The following is a 19,728-nucleotide window of genomic DNA, read 5'->3' as shown; positions in this document are numbered from 1 at the left end:
GGGAAAATCAGTTGTTCTTGGCGGCAACGGCCTGCGCAAACGCATCGATGATGTGGCGCAGCGGAGCCTGCTTGAGCTTGAGCGAAGCCTGGTTGACGACCAGACGCGAGCTGATGTCCATGATCGGCTCGACCTCGACCAGATCGTTGGCCTTGAGCGTGTTGCCGGTGGACACCAGATCGACGATGGCATCGGCCATGCCGGTCAGCGGCGCCAACTCCATGGAGCCGTAGAGCTTGACCATGTCCACGTGCACGCCCTTCTTGGCGAAGAAATTGCGCGCGATCTCGGGGTATTTGGTGGCGATGCGCAGGCGCGCGCCCTGCTTGACCGCCAGCTGGTAGTCAAAACCGTTACGCACGGCCACGCTGACGCGGCACTTGGCGATCTGCAGGTCCAGCGGCTGGTACAGGCCCTGGCCGCCATGCTCGATCAACGAATCCAGGCCCGAGACGCCCAGGTCCGCCCCGCCGTATTGCACATAGACCGGCACGTCCGAAGCGCGCACCAGCACCACGCGCACATCGGGACGGTTGGTGTCGAAAATCAGCTTGCGCGACTTTTCCACATCCTCGGTCACCTCGATGCCGGCAGCGGCCAGCAGGGGCACGGTTTCTTCAAAAATGCGGCCCTTGGACAGGGCGATGGTCACAGGCGTTGCGGTGCTCATGCGGAAATTCTCTCGATATCGGCGCCCAGGGCGCGCAGCTTGTCTTCCATGCGGTCGTAGCCACGATCCAGGTGGTAGATGCGATCGACGATGGTCTCGCCCTCGGCCACCAGACCGGCAATCACCAGGCTGGCCGAAGCCCGCAGATCGGTCGCCATCACGGTGGCGCCGGACAGGCGCTTGCCGCCTTCGATGGTCGCCACGCGGCCGTCGGTGGTGATGCGCGCGCCCAGGCGCACCATCTCGTTGACATGCATGAAGCGGTTCTCGAAGATGGTTTCGGTCACCATGCTGGTGCCTTCGGCCACCAGGTTCAGCGCCATGAACTGGGCCTGCATATCGGTGGGAAAGCCCGGATATTCGGTGGTGCGAAAGCCCTGCGCCTTGAGCTTGCCGGAGGACGCCACCTTCAGGCCGCCGTCCACGCAGTCCACGCTCACGCCCGCATCCTTGAGCTTGTCGATCACGGCGCCCAGATGGTCGGCACGCGCGTGGTGCAGCAGAGCCTCACCGCTGGTGGCCGCCACGGCGCAGAGGAAGGTGCCGGCCTCGATACGGTCGGCCACCACCTGGTGCTCGCAGCCATGCAGCTTGTCCACGCCCTGAATCACGATATGACTGGTGCCGTGACCGGTGATCCTGGCCCCCATCTTGATCAGCATCTCGGCCAGATCGGTGATTTCGGGTTCCATGGCGGCGTTTTCCAGAACCGTCTCGCCTTCGGCCAGCGCAGCGGCCATCAGGAAGTTCTCGGTACCGGTCACGGTCACCATGTCGGTGGTGATGCGTGCGCCCTTCAAACGCTTGCGACCTTCAGGCAGGCTGGCATGCATGTAGCCGTTTTCCACGGTGATGATGGCACCCATGGCCTGCAGGCCCTTGATGTGCTGATCCACGGGACGCGAGCCTATCGCGCAGCCGCCGGGCAGCGACACCTTGGCGTGGCCGAAGCGGGCCAGCAGCGGGCCCAGGGCCAGCACCGAGGCGCGCATGGTCTTGACCAGCTCGTAAGGCGCTTCGGGCACCAGGCTGTCGGGTGCCACAAAGCTCATGCCGCCGCGTTCGCCATGGGTTTCGGTCTGCACACCCATATTGGCCAGCAGCTTGCGCATGGTGGCCACATCGTGCAGACGCGGCACATTGTGCAGATGCACGGGCTCGGCCGTGAGCAGTGCGGCACACATTTCAGGCAGAGCGGCGTTTTTGGCGCCGGAAATGATTACTTCGCCCTTGAGGGGACGACCACCGTGGATCTTGAGTTTGTCCATGGCTTCAAGCCTTGAATGTTATGTATAAAAAATGCATTCAGCGCCTGTGCATCAAGCGCTGACAGCTATCAATCTTGCGTCTCGACTCGCATCAGGCCTGGGCCGCAGCCCACTCTGCCGGGGTGTAGGTCTTCATGGACAGGGCATGGACTTCATCGGTGGCCATGCGGTTGCCCAGCGTCGCATACACCAGGCGCTGGCGGCCCAGCAGACGCTGGCCTTCAAACTGCGCAGAAACAATGGTGGCAAACCAATGTCGGCCATCGCCTTCCAGCGCAATATGCTCGCAGGGCAGGCCGGCGGCGATCAGGTCTTTGAGTTGGTCTGCAGTCATGGGGAACCTTTATGCGCAAAAGCTGGCGAAACCGGTCATTGTCTCGCAAGCAGCCCTGCGTCAATTCTAAAAATCAGTTACGAATCTTGTAGCCGATACGCAGCAGGTGCACGGCCAGCGCGCTCACGGCCAGCCAGGCAGCGCCCACGATGGCAAAGCTGAGCCAGGGCGAGACATCGCTCTGGCCGAAGAAGCCATAGCGGAAGCCGTCAATCATGTAGAAGAACGGGTTGACATGGCTGACCGCCTGCCAGAAGCCGGGCAGCGAGTGCACGGAATAGAACACGCCGGACAGAAAGGTCAGGGGCATGATCAGAAAGTTCTGGAAAGCCGCCATCTGGTCGAACTTCTCGGCCCAGAGACCGGCGATCAGGCCCAGCGTGCCCATCAGGGCACAGCCCAGAAAGCCGAACACCAGAATCCACAGCGGCGCGGCAAAGTCGGGCACGGCAAAGAACAAGGTGACCACAAACACGCCCAGCCCCACCAGCAGGCCGCGCAGAATCGCCGCGCCCACGTAGGCGCTGAACCAGGCCCAGTGCGACAGCGGCGTGAGCAGCACGAACACCAGCGAGCCCATGATCTTGCTCTGCACCAGGCTGGACGAGCTGTTGGCAAATGCGTTTTGCAACATGCTCATCATCACCAGACCGGGAATCAGGAACGCGGTGTAGGGGATGCGGTCATAGACCATGACCCGGCCTTCAAGCACATGGCCGAAAACCAGCAGATACAGCACGGCCGTGAGCACCGGTGCAGCCACGGTCTGAAAGCTCACCTTCCAGAAGCGCAGTACTTCCTTCTTGAGCAGGGTCTGCCAGCCGTTCATTGGACACCTCCTGCAGGAGCCTGTGTCCTGGAGCCTTCATTCATGATGTGGATGAACACATCCTCCAGATCCGCACGGCGGATTTCCACATCCTCGGGGGTCACGCCCGCCTCGCGCAAAGCGGCCAGCAGTTGCTCCACATCGCCGGCATGGGCGGCAGGAATCTGCACGATTCGACCTGTGACCCGGGCCCTGTCGGCCACGGCCTTGGGCAGGGCGCTATCGGTCTTGAACTGCAACACATTGCTGGAAGCCGACTTGAGCAGCTCGCTCATGGGCGAGAGCTTGATGATCTCGCCGCGCTTGAGCATGGCCACGCGGCTGCACAGCGCCTCGGCCTCTTCCAGATAGTGAGTGGTCAGCAGCACCGTATGGCCTTGCTTGTTGAGCTTGGCAATGAAATGCCACAGCGTCTGGCGCAGCTCCACGTCCACACCGGCCGTGGGCTCGTCCAGCACGATGATGGGCGGCTTGTGCACCAGGGCCTGAGCCACCAGCACGCGGCGCTTCATGCCGCCCGAGAGCTGGCGCATATTGTTGTGGGCCTTGTCCGTCAGGCCCAGGCTGTCGAGCAGCTCGTCGATCCAGTCGTCGTTGTTCTTGACGCCGAAATATCCGGACTGGAATCTCAAGGCCTCGCGCACATTGAAGAAGGGGTCGAACACCAGCTCCTGCGGCACGATGCCCAGCTTGCGGCGTGCATCGGCGTAATTGGCCTGCACATCGCTGCCCTGCACCAGCACGCGCCCGCCCGTGGCTTGCGCCAGTCCGGCGAGGATGCTGATCATCGTGGTCTTGCCGGCACCGTTGGGGCCGAGCAGACCGAAGAATTCACCTTCCTCGATATCCAGGCTCACCGATTTGAGGGCCTGAAAATCCCCCTTGGGGGTGCGGTAGGTCTTGGAGACGGATTGGAATGAGACTGCGGACATGGAGCCCATGATTCTAGGGCTTGCCCACAGCCTCTGCCTTGGCGGGGCTTAGCCGGACACAGTGATTCGTCAGCCTAGCCCTGCTGAGCGGTGGCGGCCGCATCGGGCACGGGAGCGGGCATCAGCAAGCCGTCCACGCCATACAGCGCGGCCATGGACTGCAGCCCCTTGGGCAGGCCTTCGACGATGAGCTGCTTGCCCACCTCCTGGGCTGCACGCCGGCAGGCCAGCAGCACGGCCAGAGCCGCCGAGTCAAACACCTTGACGGCGCTGGCATCCAGCACCACCTGGGCATCCGCATGGCCCGTGACCAGCGGGCGCAGACGCAGCAGACAGTCGCGCCCCTGACGATAGGTCAGTTCCTTGGGCAGTTGCAGAGGGTTGCTAGCTGAGCGGGTCATGACGTCTGAAGCGCTTTGCTTACTTGGTGGCCGTCGCCGGCATGGAGCTGCGCGAGGCCAGGGTCTTGATCAGGCCGTCGATGCCGTTGGCATTGATTTCCTGCGCAAACTGGTTGCGATAGGTTTCCACCAGCCACACACCGAGCACGTTGAAGTTGTAGAGCTTCCAGCCCGTGGCCTGCTTTTCCAGACGGAAATCCAGCTGCACGGGGTCGCCACGGCCGTTGACCTGGGTACGCACCAGCACGTCGGTGTCGCCGGCAGCCATGCGCACTGGCCTTACGGTAATGGTCTGATCGCCGACCTGGGACAGGGCCCCCGCATAGGTGCGAATCAGCAGGGCCTTGAACTCGTCCTGCAGTTTCTGGCGCTGCTCGGGCGTGGCCTGACGCCAGGCCGGACCGACAGCGGCCGATGTCATGCGGCGGAAGTCCACATAGGGCATGACCTTCTCATTGACCAGCGCATTGATCTTGCTGGCGTCGCCGTTGCGCAGCGAGGCGTCCTTCTTGATGGTCTCCAGCACATCGGCAGAGACGCGCTTGACCAGTGCGTCAGGCGCTTCCTCAGCAGCCTGGGCGGCGGGCAGACCCAGATTCAGAGCGAGCATGGCACCTGCTGCCATGCCCCACATGCGACGAGTAATCTTCATTGCGTTTTTTCTCCTAGGCCCGCAAGTGTCACCGCACTCGCGCAGCCTGAGCATCATGTTTGTAACCAAGCTCTACCGGCTCACTGGCCTTCCGGGGGCAGCTTGCCGGCGTTGTCGTCATCATAGTTTTCGAGACGACCATCGCCGCCGGACGCCGCGCCGCCAATGCGTGAGCGCAGATAGACATCGCGCACCAGGCTGTATTTGTCGAGCGCAACGGAGTCCAGTACATCACCGGCCTTGAGCAGATTGGCACGGTTGTTGACCATGCGCAGACCGAACAGGCTGTTGCGCCAGCGCACATCATCCATGGTGTTGGCGGGATAACCAAAGGCATCGACCAGCAGGCCTGCCGAATCCCGCACCGTGGAAGGCCCCCAGAACGGCAGCACCAGATATGGCCCGGTAGACACGCCCCAGCGGCCCAGGGTCTGACCGAAATCCTGCTTCCGACGCTCGATGCCGGCCTCGCTGGCAATGTCGAACAGACCGCCAATGCCGAACACCGTGTTGACGCTGAAGCGCACCATGGAGTTGTAAGCGTCCCCACCCTGGCCCTGCAGCACATTGTTGACGAAGGACCAGGCATCGCCAAGGTTGTCGAAGAAATTGGTCACACCATCTCTGGCAAGGCGCGGCGTCACGGTCTGATAGGCCGTGGCCACGGGCTTGAAGATCGCCTCGTCCACGCCTTCGTTGAAGGAATAGATGCTGCGGTTCATGGACTCCAGCGGATCGGCTGGATTGGCGGGGCCTGTGGCCGTGGTGGTGGCGCAGCCGGTCAGCAAAGCTGCTACGGAAACGCCAGCTACCAGCGCACTGCGCCTGAGCGCTTGCGCCTTGTTTGACACCAATTTCGTTGGTGAGCTTGTTGTCGTCATCATTCTTTCGCTCCCCCGTTGGCTGCGGCACCACCGGAATCACCACCCTGCTCCGCCTTGCTGTAGAGAAACTGACCGATCAGATTCTCGAGCACCACGGCAGACTGGGTGGCTGTCACGCGGTCGCCTGCCTTGAGGTTCTCTTCGCTGGCGCCCGCTTCAATACCAATGTACTGATCGCCCAGCAGGCCGCTTGTCAGAATTTTCAGCGAACTATCCTTGGGAAAGGCGTAACGGGTTTCCATGCTCATGGCCACATCGGCCTGAAAGGTCTGGTCGTTGAAGGTGATGGACTCGATACGGCCCACGACCACGCCGGCGCTCTTGACCGCCGCCTTGGGCTTGAGCCCGCCGATATTGTCAAAACGCGCCGTAATCACATAGGTCTTCTGGAAGTTCAGACTCAGCAGATTGGCCGACTGCAAGGCCAGGAACACCAGGGCCAGAGCACCGATCAGCACAAACAGGCCGACCCAGATATCACTTTTCTTTTGCTGCATGATTTTTTACCTCTATCTGCTGTGCAGCCTCAAATGCTGAACATGGTTGCGGTGAGCAGGAAGTCCAGCCCCAGCACCGCTAGCGAAGCCACGACCACGGTACGGGTGGTGGCCCGGGAAACCCCTTCGGGCGTAGGCTTGGCCGCATAGCCTTCGAGCAGGGCCACAAAGGTCACGGCCAGGCCGAAGACAAAGCTCTTGAGCACGCCGTTGCCCAGATCGCTCCACCAATCCACGCCCTGCTGCATCTGGCCCCAGAAAGCACCGCTGTCGACGCCGATCAGCACCACCCCCACCAGCCAGCCGCCCAGCACGCCGACGGCGCTGAAGACTGCAGCCAGCAAGGGCATGGTGATCAGCCCGGCCCAGAAGCGCGGCGCCAAAATGCGTTTGACGGGGTCGACTGCCATCATTTCCATGGCCGACAGCTGTTCACCGGCCTTCATCAGACCGATTTCGGCCGTCAGGGCCGTACCGGCACGGCCCGCGAACAGCAAGGCAGTGACCACGGGTCCCAGCTCTCGAAGCAGACTCAGGGCAACCATCATGCCCAGCGCCTCGGCCGAGCCATAGCGCTGCAGGATGTAATAGCCCTGCAGACCCAGCACAAAGCCCACGAACAGTCCGGAGACGCCGATGATGGCCAGCGAATAATTGCCCAGAAAGTGAATCTGGTCGCCGATCAGGCGCGGTCGCCTGAGTGCCGGCCCCATCAAGCCCAGCAGGCGCCACAACAGGCGCGCACCGATCCCCATGTTGACCAGCTGGCAGCGCACTGCCAGGCCAATGCGTGCGAGAAAGTTCATGCACGCCTCCTGCTGCCGAAGTCCTCATCGGCACTGACGCCGGGATAGTGGAACGGCACAGGCCCCGTGGGTCTGGCATGGATGAATTGCTGCACCAGCGGATCGCTGCTGGCGCGCACCTCTTCGGGCGTGCCCTGGGCGGCAACGCTGCCGGCCCCCAGAATCACCACGTGGTCGGCCACGCGGAAGGTTTCTTCCAGATCGTGGGAAACCAGAATCGAAGTCAGGCCCATGGCATCGTTGAGCTGGCGGATCAGCTGCGCCGAGGTGCCCAGTGAAATAGGGTCCAGGCCCGCGAAAGGCTCGTCATACATGATCAGTTCGGGATCCAGCGCAATCGCGCGGGCCAGTGCCACGCGGCGGGCCATGCCGCCCGATACCTGGGAAGGCATCAGATCGCGCGCCCCGCGCAAGCCCACGGCATGCAGCTTCATGAGCACGATGTCGCGAATCAGCTCTTCGGGCAGATCGGTGTGCTCGCGCAGCGGAAAGGCCACATTGTCAAACACGCTCATGTCGGTGAACAGCGCACCGAACTGAAACAGCATGCCCATGCGGCGACGCGCGGCGTAAAGCTGCTGCGCATCCATGGTGGTCACATCCTGGCCGTCAAACAGCACCTGGCCCTGCTGGGCGCGGTTCTGCCCGCCGATCAGACGCAGCACCGTGGTCTTGCCACCGCCCGATGCGCCCATCAGCGCCGTGACCTTGCCGCGCGGCACTTGCAGGGACAGATCGCGCAGGATGACGCGGTCACCATAGCCAAAGGTGACATTGCGCAGTTCCACAAAGGGTGCGTTGGGTGACATGCGTGAATAGCCGCTCAAGAGAAAGCAAACTGGTATTGTGCCGACAAGCTCGGCAAAAAGCTCGGGTTAGTCCCAAGTAAACATACATTCACGAATGTTTCTTCAAGACCTGGTTTGAATCGCAGAGCTTCCGCTCCTGTTTCAGGAGCATTTAGCGCTTGTTGTGCATGCGCAAACTGCTTTTTTTGCGATATGAAATCGCATCAGCAGTTGCGACTTATTTACAACATATTCTGCAGAAACGCCTTGGTGCGCTCGTGCTGAGGCGCAACAAAGAATGCTTCGGACGGGCCTTGCTCGACGATGTGACCGCCATCCATGAAGATCACGCGGTTGGCCACCTCACGCGCAAAACCCATCTCGTGGGTCACGACCAGCATGGTCATATGCTCCTCGGCCAGTTCGCGCATGGTGCGCAGCACCTCACCGGTCAGCTCGGGATCCAGCGCCGAGGTGGGCTCGTCGAACAACAGAATGTCCGGCTCCATGGCCAGCGCACGGGCAATCGCCACGCGCTGCTTCTGACCGCCGGAGAGATGGTTGGGGTAGGCATCGCGCTTGGCGGCCAGCCCCACCTTGGCAAGCAGAACCTCGGCCTTGGGAAGGATGTCTTCGCGCTTCATGCCCTTGACGATGAGCGGCGCCTCAATGATGTTCTCCAGCACCGTGAGATGGGGAAACAGATTGAAGGACTGAAACACCATGCCCATCTTGCGGCCGATCTTGCGGATTTCGGCATCGCTCACATACTGAGCCCTGGCCTCCCCCTCGGAGCGCGCCAACACCTCGCCTTCGATGCTGATGGTGCCGCGGTCAATCGTCTCCAGGTGGTTGAGGCAGCGCAAAAAAGTGCTCTTGCCCGAGCCGGACGGGCCGATCACGGCCACCACCTCGCCGCGCAACAGCTCCAGAGAGACCCCGCGCAGCACTTCGTTGCTGCCAAAGGCCTTGTGGATGCCCCGGGCGGAAATCATCACGTCAGGCGTCGTACTTGGCATAGCGTTTCTCGAGGTATTGGAAGCCCCAGGTCAGCACCAGGGTCATGATGAGATAGAAGGCCGCAGCCACGACAAAGGGCGTGAAGCTGAAGTCGCGCTGCACCACGCCGCGCGCCACGCGCAGCAGGTCGTTGAGCGCCAGCACATAGATCAGCGAAGTGTCCTTGACCAGGGTAATGGTCTCGTTGCTGACGGGCGGCAGGATGCGGGCCCACATCTGGGGCAGCACAATGCGGCGCATGGTCTGGGCATAAGTCATACCCAGCACCTTGGCGCCTTCGTACTGGCCGCGGTCCACGGACTTGATGCCGGCACGGAAAATTTCAGCGAAATAGGCCGCGTAGTTCAGCGCAAACGCCACCACGGCCGCCTGAAAGTCGGGCAGGCGCACACCGATGTAGGGCACAAAGGGCAGCGCGAAGTAAACAAACAGCAGCTGCAGCATCAGCGGCGTGCCGCGCATCAGCCAGATATAGGCGCCTACGGCGCCGCTCAGCGGCTTGATGCTGGAGATGCGCATCAGCGCCAACGCCAGCCCCAGAGGGATGGAAAGCACCAGCGTGATGAAAAACAGCTTGAGTGTGACAAGGGCACCAGCCGACATGGGCCCCAGGAGCGAGATTACATAGTCCATCAAATGGCCTTCAGTGTGGCGCTGCAGCTATCGAAAGCCCGCCACAGGCACGGGCGTGCGCAAAAGGAAGTGTTTGCACGCATTGTCGTCGCAAAAAAAACCGGCAATGCCAGGCATTGCCGGTGCAGTACACGAAAAAGGGATTAGTGCTTGATCACGTCAGCGCCAAACCACTTCTGGGCGATTTCAGCAGCCTTGCCGTCCTTCTTCATTTCGGTCAGCACATCGTTGACCTTGTTGCGTGTGGCTTCGTCGTCCTTGCGGAAGCCCACGCCATAGTCTTCGGTACCGAAGTCATCAGCCAGCACCACGTAGTTTTCGGGCTTCTTGTTGACCAGGAAACGGCCCACCACTTCATCCACCACCACCACGTCCAGACGGCCGGCTTCCAGATCCATCAGAGCCGTGATGTTGTCGCCGAACAGCTTGGTTTCCTTGAACTTGTCCGACAGTTCCTTGTCCTTGGTCAGGGCGGTCACGGCGCTGGAGCCTTCCTGGGCGCCCACGATCTTGCCAACCATGTCGGCCTTGCTCTTGATGGGAGAGCCGGCCTTCACGATGATGATCTGCTTGTTCACCATGTAGGGATCGGAGAACAGGATCTTTTCCTTGCGCTCTTCCAGAATGGTCAGGCCGTTCCACAGCGCGTCCACACGCTTGCCCAGCAGCTCGGCTTCCTTGGCGTTCCAGTCGATGGGCTTGAACTCCACTTCGATATTGGCGCGCTTGGCCACTTCACGGGCCATGTCGATGTCGAAACCGACCAGCTCGTTCTTGTCATCACGGAAACCCATGGGCGGGAAGTTGTCGTCCAGGCCCACCACCAGCTTGGCGGCAGCTGCCGCAGGAGCGGGCGCAGGAGCTGCAGCAGTGTTGCTTGCGGGCTCGTTCTTGCCGCAGGCAGCCAAAATTGCAGTCAGGGCCACCGAGGCCAGCAGGGTACGTTTTTTCATGGCGTCAAAATATGAAGTGGAAAAAGCGGAGGCAGGGGCTTTGTCTCCCGTCCGGGGCCACCGCAGCCGCCCCGAAGCCGGGCTGCCGCCAGCGCCGAATCCGCTATTGTCGCGCAGACGGGCCAGTGCGTCACTCGCCGGTCGCAAAACCATCACGACTTACGCAAAACAGGTTCAGGCAAGACGGCTGCCTCAGGGGGCAGGCCGTTGTTGCATTCTTGTCTGCGCAAGTCCTCACCAAGTGAAAGCTTGCCAAACTCCACACCATGTCACCAGCGTCACCCGACACCAGCCAGCTCCCCGCCGCCTTGCAGCAGGCCTATCGCGACGCGCTCTACCGGGTCGATGCACCCCAGGGCGCTGTCGCACAGACGCTACGCGCAGGTGAACACAACGACTGGCTCGGGCAACAACTGGGACGGCAGCTCATCCAGGCCGCCTGCTATCTCACGGCCTGCAATCCCTGGGGACAGATCCTGGAGCCGGCGGAGAACGCCCGTCGCATGCGCGCCCTGCGCCATGCGCTGGACAGCGAGGGCTGGCAGTATCTGGACGGCTGCGGCCAGGACCCGCAAGGCCAGTGGCCCGCAGAGGACAGCGTGCTGATCTGGGGCATGGGCGCCGACACGGCGCTGCAATGGGGGCGGCACTGGCAGCAGAACGCCGTGCTGTGGAGCGGTGCCGACGCCTGCCCCCGGCTTCTGTGGCTGCGCTGACTTTTTTGATAGCGCCTTGCGCTCTACAGCAATCAAAGAACTATTGAAATATCTCTGAATTCCATTTAAGGCAAGCGCTTGCAGCTATCAAAAACAAAAGGCATTCCAGGGAATGCCTTTTGTGTGATGACCCGCTGTGAGTGATCAGCGAGGCAGTTCGCTGGCGCCCATCAGGAACTCGTCCACGGCACGCGCCGCCTGGCGGCCTTCGCGAATCGCCCACACGACCAGCGACTGGCCGCGGCGGATGTCGCCGGCAGCGAACACCTTGGGCACGCTGGTGGCATAGCCGCCGATGAAGTCGGTGCTGGCCTTGGCGTTGCCGCGTGCATCCTTGTCGACGCCAAAGGCTTCGAGCACGGTGGCAACCGGGTTCACAAAGCCCATGGCCAGCAGCACCAGATCGGCAGGCCAGACCTTTTCCGTGCCGGGCACTTCGCTCAGCTTGCCGTCCTTGAACTCGACCTGCACGGTGGTCAGGCTCTTGACCTTGCCCTTTTCGCCGCCGAATTCCTTGGTCGAGATCGCGAACTCACGCACCACGCCTTCGTCGTGGCTGGACGAGGTACGCAGCTTGATCGGCCAGTAAGGCCAGACCAGGGGCTTGTTCTCCTGCTCGGGCGGCATGGGCATGACCTCGAACTGGGTCACGCTCTTGGCGCCATGGCGGTTGGAGGTGCCCACGCAGTCGGAGCCGGTGTCGCCGCCGCCGATGACGATGACATGCTTGCCGTCCGCACGGATCTGGCCCTTGAGCTTGTCGCCCGCATTGACCTTGTTCTGCTGGGGCAGGAACTCCATCGCGAAGTGCACGCCTTCCAGATCGCGGCCGGGCACGGGCAGATCACGCGACTGCTCGGAGCCGCCGGTCAGCAGCACGGCATCGAACTCGGCATTGAGCTGCTCGGGGCTGATGGTTTCCTTGGCCCAGTTGGTGACCTTGGAATCCTTGCCCAGACCGTCCTTGCCGGCAATCAGCACGCCGGTGCGGATCTTCAGGCCTTCGGCCACCATCTGCTCGACACGGCGGTCGATCAGGCCCTTGTCCAGCTTGAAGTCGGGAATGCCGTAGCGCAGCAGGCCGCCCACGCGGTCGTTCTTCTCGAACAGGGTCACGTCGTGGCCGGCGCGCACCAGTTGCTGGGCCGCTGCCATGCCTGCAGGGCCGGCACCGACCACGGCCACCTTCTTGCCGGTCTTGTGCTTGGGCAGCAGGGGCTTGACCCAGCCTTCGCTCCAGGCACGGTCGATGATGGAGTGCTCGATGGACTTGATGCCGATGGCGTCGCCATTGATATTGGCCACACAGGCAGCTTCGCAGGGTGCGGGGCAGATGCGGCCCGTGAACTCGGGGAAGTTGTTGGTGCTGTGCAGCGTGGTGATGGCGTTCTTCCAGTCACCCTGATACACGAGGTCGTTGAAGTCCGGAATGATGTTGTTGACCGGGCAGCCGTTGTTGCAGAACGGCGTGCCGCAGTCCATGCAGCGTGCAGCCTGCACCTTGGCCTGATCGGTCGTCAGGCCGATGACGAATTCCTTGTAGTGCTTGAGACGTTCCGCAACGGGGGCATAGCCCTCTTCGATGCGCTCGTATTCCATGAAGCCGGTGGTCTTTCCCATGATCTTTAATCCTTGAAATCTGTGTTCGCTTGCAGTGCGGTGGCCGCCTGGCCGCCACCGCTTGGAGCCGTGTTTACTTGGCGGCTACTGCTTCTTTTTGAGGAGCTGCTGGCGCTTTCGCAGCTTGCTTTTCCTTCTGTTTGCGTTCAAAGATCTCGCCGAGTGCACGCTGGTACTCGGTCGGGAACACCTTGACAAACTTGGCACGCGCTGCGGCCCAGTTGTCCAGCAGATCACGGGCGCGCTTGGAACCCGTCCAGCGGCTGTGAGCCTCCACCATATTGCGCAGCTGCTGATCGTCGCTCTGGCCGCGGTGCCAGATGCCGGGATCGACACGCGAGACAAACTCGTCATGCGGCAGCACCTTCTCCAGCTTCACCGAAGCGGTGTTGCAACGCTCGGCAAACTTGCCGTCCTCGTCGTAGACATAGGCCACACCGCCGCTCATGCCGGCCGCGAAGTTGCGGCCGGTCTTGCCCAGCACGACCACGGTACCGCCGGTCATGTATTCGCAGCCGTGGTCACCCACGCCTTCGACCACGGCCGTGGCGCCGGACAGACGCACGGCAAAGCGCTCACCGGCCACGCCGCTGAAGAAGGCCTCACCGCTGGTGGCGCCGAACATCACGGTGTTGCCCACGATGGTGTTGCTCGTCGTCGAGCCACGGAACTCATGGCTGGGATGCACCACCACACGGCCGCCGGACAGACCCTTGCCCGTGTAGTCGTTGGCTTCGCCGCTGAGGTTCAGCGTGATGCCGTTGCACAGGAAGGCACCGAAGGACTGGCCACCCGTACCTTCGAAGTGGATGCGGATGGTGTCGTCTGGCAGGCCTTCGGCGTGATGCTTGGTCACCGCGCCCGAGAGCATGGCACCGACGGAGCGGTTGACGTTGCGCGCCACTTCCATGATGCGCACCTTCTCGCCGTTTTCGATGGCAGGCTTGCAGCGCTCGATGAGCTTGACGTCCAGCGCCTTGTCCAGCAGGTGATCCTGGCTTTCCACGTGATAGCGGGCCACGTCGGCAGGCACTTCGGGCTGGGCAAACAGACGGCTGAAGTCCAGGCCCTGAGCCTTCCAGTGCTCGATGCCCTTGCGGGTGTCGAGCAGGTCGCAGCGGCCGATCAGGTCGTCGAACTTGGCGATACCCAGCTGGGCCATGATCTGGCGCACTTCCTCAGCGATGAAGAAGAAATAGTTCACCACATGCTCGGGCTTGCCGGTGAACTTGGCACGCAGCACGGGGTCTTGCGTGGCCACGCCCACGGGGCAGGTGTTGAGGTGGCACTTGCGCATCATGATGCAGCCTTCCACCACCAGCGGAGCCGTGGCGAAGCCGAACTCGTCAGCACCCAGCAGAGCGCCGATGACCACGTCGCGGCCAGTCTTCATCTGGCCGTCGGCCTGCACACGCACACGACCGCGCAGACGGTTCAGCACCAGGGTCTGCTGGGTTTCGGCCAGGCCGATTTCCCAGGGACCGCCCGCATGCTTGATGGAGGACCAGGGCGAGGCACCGGTGCCGCCGTCGTGCCCTGCGATCACCAGGTGATCGCTCTTGCACTTGGTCACGCCTGCGGCGATCGTGCCCACACCGACTTCGGACACCAGCTTGGTGCTGATGCTGGCGTGCGGAGCCACGTTCTTCAGATCGTGGATCAGCTGCGCCAAGTCTTCGATCGAGTAGATGTCGTGGTGGGGAGGAGGCGAAATCAGGCCCACACCCGGCACCGAGTGACGCAGTGCACCGATGTAGTCGGAGACCTTGCCACCGGGCAGCTGGCCGCCTTCGCCGGGCTTGGCGCCCTGGGCCATCTTGATCTGGATCTGGTCCGAAGAGGCCAGATATTCGGCAGTCACGCCGAAACGACCGGACGCGACCTGCTTGATCTTGGAGCGCAGCGAGTCGCCAGCCTGCAGTTCGATATCGGACTCGACCTTGTCCTTGCCGATGATGGAAGCCAGGGTTTCGCCCTTGCTGATGGGGATGCCCTTGAGCTCGTTGCGATAGCGCTTGGGATCTTCGCCGCCCTCGCCGGTGTTGCTCTTGCCGCCGATGCGGTTCATGGCCACGGCCAGCGTGGCATGGGCTTCGGTGGAGATGGAGCCCAGCGACATGGCACCCGTGGCAAAGCGCTTGACGATTTCCTTGGCCGACTCGACCTGGTCCACGGGAATCGCCTTGGCGGGATCGAACTTGAACTCGAACAGGCCGCGCAGCGTCATGTGGCGCTTGGTCTGGTCGTTGATCAGCTGAGCGTATTCCTTGTAGGTGCTGAAGTTGTTGGCACGTGTGGAGTGCTGCAGCTTGGCGATCACGTCAGGCGTCCACATATGCTCTTCGCCACGGGCACGCCAGGCGTACTCGCCACCGGCATCCAGCATGGTTTCCAGCACGGGGTCGTCGCTGAAGGCAGCCTCGTGGTTGCGGATGGTTTCCTCGGCAATCTCGAAGACGCCGATACCTTCCACGCGGCTGGCAGTGCCCGTGAAGTACTTGTCCACGGTCTCGCTGTTCAGGCCCACGGCTTCGAACAGCTGGGCGCCGCAGTAGGACATATAGGTGGACACGCCCATCTTGGACATGATCTTGGACAGACCCTTGCCGATGGCCTTCACATAGTGATAGATGGCCTTGTCGGCAGTGATGGGGGCAGCTTCGCGGCTGAAGATGTCGACCAGGGTCTCCATCGCCAGATAGGGGTGCACGGCTTCGGCACCGTAGCCGGCCAGCACGGCGAAGTGATGCACTTCGCGGGCCGTGCCGGTTTCCACCACCAGACCGGCTGTAGTGCGCAGGCCTTCACGCACCAGATGCTGGTGGATGGCGGACAGCGCCAGCAGCGCGGGGATGGCCACTTGCGTGGCGCTCATGTTGCGGTCGCTGATGATCAGGATGTTGGCACCGCCCTTGATCTCGTCCACGGCGTGGGCGCACAGCGAAGCCAGCTTGGCTTCCACACCCTGCTTGCCCCAGGACAGCGGGTAGGTGATGTCGATCGTCGAGCTCTTGAACTTGCCGTTGGTGTGCTTTTCGATATCACGCAACCTGGCCATGCCTTCGAAGTCGAGCACGGGCTGCTGCAGCTCCAGGCGCATGGGCGGGTTGACCTGGTTGATGTCCAGCAGGTTGGGCTTGGGACCCACGAACGACACCAGCGACATCACGATCGCTTCGCGGATCGGATCGATGGGAGGGTTCGTCACCTGGGCGAACATCTGACGGAAGTAGTTGTACAGCGGCTTGTTCTTGTCGGACAGCACGGCCAGCGGGCTGTCATTGCCCATGGAGCCAATGCCTTCCTCGCCCTTTTCAGCCATCGGGGTCAGCAGGAACTTGATGTCTTCCTGCGTGAAACCGAAGGCTTGCTGGCGGTCCAGCAGGGACAGCTCGGTCTTGGCTGCGGGTGCCTTGAAATCGGCGGGGATTTCCACCTCGTCGAGCTTGATGCGCAGGTTCTCGATCCACTGCTTGTAGGGCTTGGTGTTGACGACGTTGGCCTTGAGCTCTTCGTCTTCGATCATGCGACCCTGCTCCAGGTCGATCAGCAGCATCTTGCCGGGCTGCAGGCGCCACTTGCGCACGATCTTGCTATCGGGCACGGGCAGCACGCCGGCTTCGGAAGCCAGGATCACCATGTCGTCATCGGTGATGCAGTAGCGCGAGGGACGCAGACCGTTGCGGTCCAGCGTGGCGCCGATCTGGCGGCCATCGGTGAACACGATGGAGGCGGGACCGTCCCAGGGCTCGATCATCGCAGCGTGGTATTCATAGAAGGCGCGGCGGCGCTCGTCCATGGCTTCGTGCTGCTCCCAGGGCTCGGGAATCATCATCATCACGGCCTGGCTGATGGGGTAGCCGGCCATGGTCAGCAGCTCCAGGCAGTTGTCGAAGGTGGCGGTGTCGGACTGGCCGGCAAAGCTGATGGGATAGAGCTTCTGCAGGTCTTCGCCCAGCACGGGAGAGGCCATCACGCCTTCGCGCGCCAGCATCCAGTTGTAGTTGCCGCGCACGGTGTTGATTTCACCGTTGTGGGCCACATAGCGATAGGGGTGAGCCAGAGGCCACTCGGGGAAGGTGTTGGTGGAGAAGCGCTGGTGCACCAGGCCGATGGCCGAGACGCAGCGCTCGTCTGCCAGGTCACGGTAGTACACCCCCACCTGGTCGGCCAGCAGCAGGCCCTTGTAGACCACGGTGCGGCTGCTCATGCTGGGAACGTAGTATTCCTTGCTGTGCTTGAGGCCCAGGTTCTGGATGGCGGCCGAGGCCGTCTTGCGGATCACGTACAGCTTGCGCTCCAGCGCGTCCTGCACGATGACATCGGCACCACGGCCGATGAAGACCTGGCGCAGGATGGGTTCCTTTTCCTGCACGGTAGGCGACATGGGCATATCGCGGTTCACCGGCACATCGCGCCAGCCCAGCAGCACCTGACCTTCGGCCTTGATGGCTCGCTCCATCTCCTGCTGGCAAGCCAGGCGCGAAGCATGTTCCTTGGGCAGGAAGATCATGCCCACGCCATACTCGCCTGCAGGAGGCAGTGCCACGCCCTGCTTGGCCATTTCTTCACGGTAGAGCTGGTCGGGAATCTGGATCAGGATACCGGCGCCGTCGCCCATCAGGGGATCCGCACCCACGGCACCGCGATGGTCGATGTTCTCGAGGATCTTCAGTGCCCCCAGCACGATGTCATGGCGCTTCTGACCCTTGATATGGGCCACAAAGCCCAGACCGCAGGCATCGTGTTCGTTGCTCTTGGAGTACAGACCGTGGTCCTGGAGATACTTGATCTCGGCAGCAGTCGTCATGGGGAATCCTCTTATATCAATCGCGGGGAACGCAAGATTACGACATGACATGAAGTTATGCAATAAGTATTAATTGGGGTCAGATTCTAATTAATTCCCAACTTTTTTTATTTGCATTTAATTAGGGACATATAAAAATCAAGCAAAGTCTTCCAATAAAAACAAGGAGTTGGAAAAGCCGCCTAGTCCTCGTGCACCGAAGCTGTGCGTGCTGCAGGCCTGCCGGCCTTCTGCCGCTTCACGCGCCGCTCGGTTTTTTGTTGCAAATTTTCAATGAAATCGGGCTCGCCCAGAGCCCAGCCACGCAGGGCTGCATGACTGATCTGCGCCTGGGTATCGGCATCCAGACCGGCCTCCACGGCCCTGACATAAGCAGCATCTCTGGCAAACGGCGTGTTGCCCAGGGCCCAGAAAAGCGCGTGCGGGCTGATGAGCGCATCGCTTTGCAGGCCTGCGTTGTGCGCATAGCTGGACCAGGGCCAGTCCACCGCGCGCTGCACCAGCCCGTCGCGCACGGGGTTGAGATCCATGGAGACCATGGTGGCCATCAGCCACTGCTCGGCCTGCAGCACGGTACAGCGGTAACGTCCCTCCCACAAGGTGCCGGTACGCCCGTGCCGGTTGTTGAAGTAACGCACATAGCTGCGCCCCACGGCCTGCATGAACCGGGGCACGCCCTGCTCCGTCCTGGGCGTCAGCAGCAGATGGAAGTGATTGGGCATGAGCACATAGGCATGCACATCGACATCGAAGCGCCGCGCCATCTCGCGCATCAGATCCAGCATGACCAGGCGATCCTGCGCGTCCACAAAGATCTCGCCGCTGTTGTTGCCACGCTGGATGATGTGGTGCGGCATGTTTGCCAGCGTGAGACGGGGAAGACGGGCCATGGAGCGGACTTGGACAGGGGCGACAGGGAAGGCGTTCGGTCATTATGAAGCGTCGCGCCAGAGCCGACACGCTCTCAAACGCCAGACATCACAGATGCATGCGGCCCGAAGCACTCAGCAACTGGCTGATGTGGCGCGTAGCGGCCAGCAACTGCGGCAGCAGCCTCTCGCGCATCATCTGCTCGCTGGTGCGGTTGGCCTGACCACTGATGTTGAGCGCCGCCACCGTCTGGCCGCGTGCATTGCGTATGGGGGCCGCAATCGAGATCAGCCCCTCCTCCAGCTCCTGGTTGAGCAGGGCCCAGCCCTGCTCACGCACACGTGCAATCTCGGCATACAGTTCGTCGTCGCCAGTCAGCGTGTGGCGCGTGAAGGCGCGCTGTTCGCGCCGGGCCATCAGCGCCCGCAGCTCATCAGGGGGCAGTGCCGCCAGCAGCACCCGGCCCATGGATGTCCAGAAGGCGGGCAGTCGCGAGCCCACGCCCAGATTGGTGCTCATGATCTTGTGCGTGTGAACGCGCAGCACATAGACCACGTCCAGACCTTCGAGCACGGCGGCCGAGCATGACTCCTTGACCTCGTCCACCAGCGCCTCCATGGCCGGCTCGGCCAGATTCCACAGCGGCGTGGAGCTCAGATAGGCAAAGCCCAGATCCAGGATGCGCGGAGTGAGTGCGTAGTACTTGCCGTCGCTGCGCACATAGCCCAGCGTCTGCAGCGTCAGCAGGATGCGCCTTGCACCGGCACGTGTCAGACCCGTGGCGGCAGCCACCTCGCTGAGCGTCTGCTCCGGCGCCCTGGCACTGAACGAACGAATGACTTCCAGTCCGCGGGCAAAGGACTGCACATAGCTGTCGCCGGGCTTGAGCGGGGCTGCATCGATCTCAACAGGGGTTTTCCCTGATGTGGTTTTTACAGTCTCCATTTTCTTCATCCTTTCCTACAATTCTTTTAGCGAACAAATGTTCTATATGCGAACATTTTAGCGCCAATGGCGCAAGTCTTTGTATAGAAAATTGGAGACA

At 61.9% G+C, this 19,728-nt stretch carries 19 protein-coding genes; 1 reads left to right on the top strand and 18 read right to left on the bottom strand.

Features of this window, described 5'->3' with window-relative positions; translation table 11 throughout:
* Positions 1–7 precede the first annotated feature (7 nt).
* From hisG to F0P97_RS03895, 14 genes are all read right to left on the bottom strand, one after another.
* A complete protein-coding gene (gene hisG / locus F0P97_RS03960; protein WP_034364421.1) occupies positions 8–670 on the bottom strand; it encodes an ATP phosphoribosyltransferase in 663 nt (220 codons plus the stop codon).
* The gene (gene murA, locus F0P97_RS03955; protein ID WP_182285706.1) at positions 667–1,938 is read right to left on the bottom strand and encodes a UDP-N-acetylglucosamine 1-carboxyvinyltransferase; all 1,272 of its coding nucleotides are present in this window, start codon (positions 1,936–1,938) and stop codon (positions 667–669) included. The genes hisG and murA overlap by 4 nt, the downstream gene beginning before the upstream one ends.
* A gap of 91 nt (positions 1,939–2,029) precedes the next feature.
* Positions 2,030–2,272 carry a BolA family protein gene (locus F0P97_RS03950; protein ID WP_003062090.1) on the bottom strand — a complete coding sequence of 81 codons (243 nt, stop codon included), beginning with the start codon at positions 2,270–2,272 and terminating at the stop codon, positions 2,030–2,032.
* A 73-nt stretch (positions 2,273–2,345) separates the two neighbouring features.
* Entirely contained in the window at positions 2,346–3,101 is a 756-nt protein-coding gene (locus F0P97_RS03945; RefSeq protein ID WP_003058656.1) for an ABC transporter permease, read from the bottom strand.
* Positions 3,098–4,033, bottom strand: a complete 936-nt coding sequence (locus F0P97_RS03940; protein ID WP_182285705.1) for an ABC transporter ATP-binding protein — start codon at positions 4,031–4,033, stop codon at positions 3,098–3,100. Before F0P97_RS03940 ends, F0P97_RS03945 begins: the two co-directional genes overlap by 4 nt.
* A 74-nt stretch (positions 4,034–4,107) precedes the next feature.
* Entirely contained in the window at positions 4,108–4,434 is a 327-nt protein-coding gene (locus tag F0P97_RS03935) for an STAS domain-containing protein (RefSeq protein ID WP_182285704.1), read from the bottom strand.
* A gap of 19 nt (positions 4,435–4,453) precedes the next feature.
* Entirely contained in the window at positions 4,454–5,086 is a 633-nt protein-coding gene (locus F0P97_RS03930) for an MlaC/ttg2D family ABC transporter substrate-binding protein (RefSeq protein ID WP_182285703.1), read from the bottom strand.
* 80 nt (positions 5,087–5,166) lie between these two features.
* The gene (locus F0P97_RS03925) at positions 5,167–5,970 is read right to left on the bottom strand and encodes a VacJ family lipoprotein (RefSeq protein WP_182285702.1); all 804 of its coding nucleotides are present in this window, start codon (positions 5,968–5,970) and stop codon (positions 5,167–5,169) included.
* A complete protein-coding gene (mlaD, locus tag F0P97_RS03920) occupies positions 5,967–6,467 on the bottom strand; it encodes an outer membrane lipid asymmetry maintenance protein MlaD (protein WP_182285701.1) in 501 nt (166 codons plus the stop codon). The genes F0P97_RS03925 and mlaD overlap by 4 nt, the downstream gene beginning before the upstream one ends.
* A 29-nt stretch (positions 6,468–6,496) precedes the next feature.
* The gene (gene mlaE / locus F0P97_RS03915) at positions 6,497–7,273 is read right to left on the bottom strand and encodes a lipid asymmetry maintenance ABC transporter permease subunit MlaE (protein WP_182285700.1); all 777 of its coding nucleotides are present in this window, start codon (positions 7,271–7,273) and stop codon (positions 6,497–6,499) included.
* Complete coding sequence (locus tag F0P97_RS03910) at positions 7,270–8,082, bottom strand: ABC transporter ATP-binding protein (protein WP_182285699.1); 813 nt, start codon at positions 8,080–8,082, stop codon at positions 7,270–7,272. Before F0P97_RS03910 ends, mlaE begins: the two co-directional genes overlap by 4 nt.
* Before the next feature lie 221 nt (positions 8,083–8,303).
* Positions 8,304–9,080, bottom strand: a complete 777-nt coding sequence (locus F0P97_RS03905; protein WP_420093895.1) for an amino acid ABC transporter ATP-binding protein — start codon at positions 9,078–9,080, stop codon at positions 8,304–8,306.
* Entirely contained in the window at positions 9,061–9,714 is a 654-nt protein-coding gene (locus F0P97_RS03900) for an amino acid ABC transporter permease (RefSeq protein WP_182285698.1), read from the bottom strand. Before F0P97_RS03900 ends, F0P97_RS03905 begins: the two co-directional genes overlap by 20 nt.
* 143 nt (positions 9,715–9,857) lie before the next feature.
* The gene (locus F0P97_RS03895) at positions 9,858–10,667 is read right to left on the bottom strand and encodes an amino acid ABC transporter substrate-binding protein (RefSeq protein ID WP_182285697.1); all 810 of its coding nucleotides are present in this window, start codon (positions 10,665–10,667) and stop codon (positions 9,858–9,860) included.
* Positions 10,668–10,933: 266 nt separating this feature from the next.
* Between F0P97_RS03895 and F0P97_RS03890 the strand changes: the two genes are divergently transcribed.
* The gene (locus tag F0P97_RS03890) at positions 10,934–11,383 is read left to right on the top strand and encodes a DUF3293 domain-containing protein (RefSeq protein ID WP_182285696.1); all 450 of its coding nucleotides are present in this window, start codon (positions 10,934–10,936) and stop codon (positions 11,381–11,383) included.
* Positions 11,384–11,527: 144 nt separating this feature from the next.
* On the opposite strand, the gene F0P97_RS03885 is transcribed toward F0P97_RS03890, so the two are convergent.
* The 4 genes from F0P97_RS03885 to F0P97_RS03870 all read right to left on the bottom strand — a co-directional run bounded on the left by F0P97_RS03885 (position 11,528) and on the right by F0P97_RS03870 (position 19,628).
* Entirely contained in the window at positions 11,528–13,003 is a 1,476-nt protein-coding gene (locus F0P97_RS03885) for a glutamate synthase subunit beta (protein ID WP_012837053.1), read from the bottom strand.
* A 73-nt stretch (positions 13,004–13,076) separates the two neighbouring features.
* Positions 13,077–17,813 (bottom strand): glutamate synthase-related protein, encoded by a 4,737-nt coding sequence (locus F0P97_RS03880; protein WP_182285695.1) that lies wholly within the window; start codon positions 17,811–17,813, stop codon positions 13,077–13,079.
* Positions 17,814–17,995: 182 nt separating this feature from the next.
* Positions 17,996–18,703 (bottom strand): transposase, encoded by a 708-nt coding sequence (locus F0P97_RS03875; RefSeq protein ID WP_182285694.1) that lies wholly within the window; start codon positions 18,701–18,703, stop codon positions 17,996–17,998.
* A gap of 88 nt (positions 18,704–18,791) precedes the next feature.
* Positions 18,792–19,628, bottom strand: coding sequence for an IclR family transcriptional regulator (locus F0P97_RS03870; RefSeq protein WP_182285693.1), 837 nt, complete (start codon positions 19,626–19,628; stop codon positions 18,792–18,794).
* Between the last annotated feature and the right edge of the window lie 100 nt (positions 19,629–19,728).

Origin of the sequence: Comamonas testosteroni (assembly GCF_014076415.1) — a bacterium.
GTDB lineage: Bacteria > Pseudomonadota > Gammaproteobacteria > Burkholderiales > Burkholderiaceae_C > Comamonas > Comamonas testosteroni_F.
The sequence above is the reverse complement of the archived record's forward strand: the minus strand, read 5'-3'. Positions and strand labels throughout refer to the sequence as shown.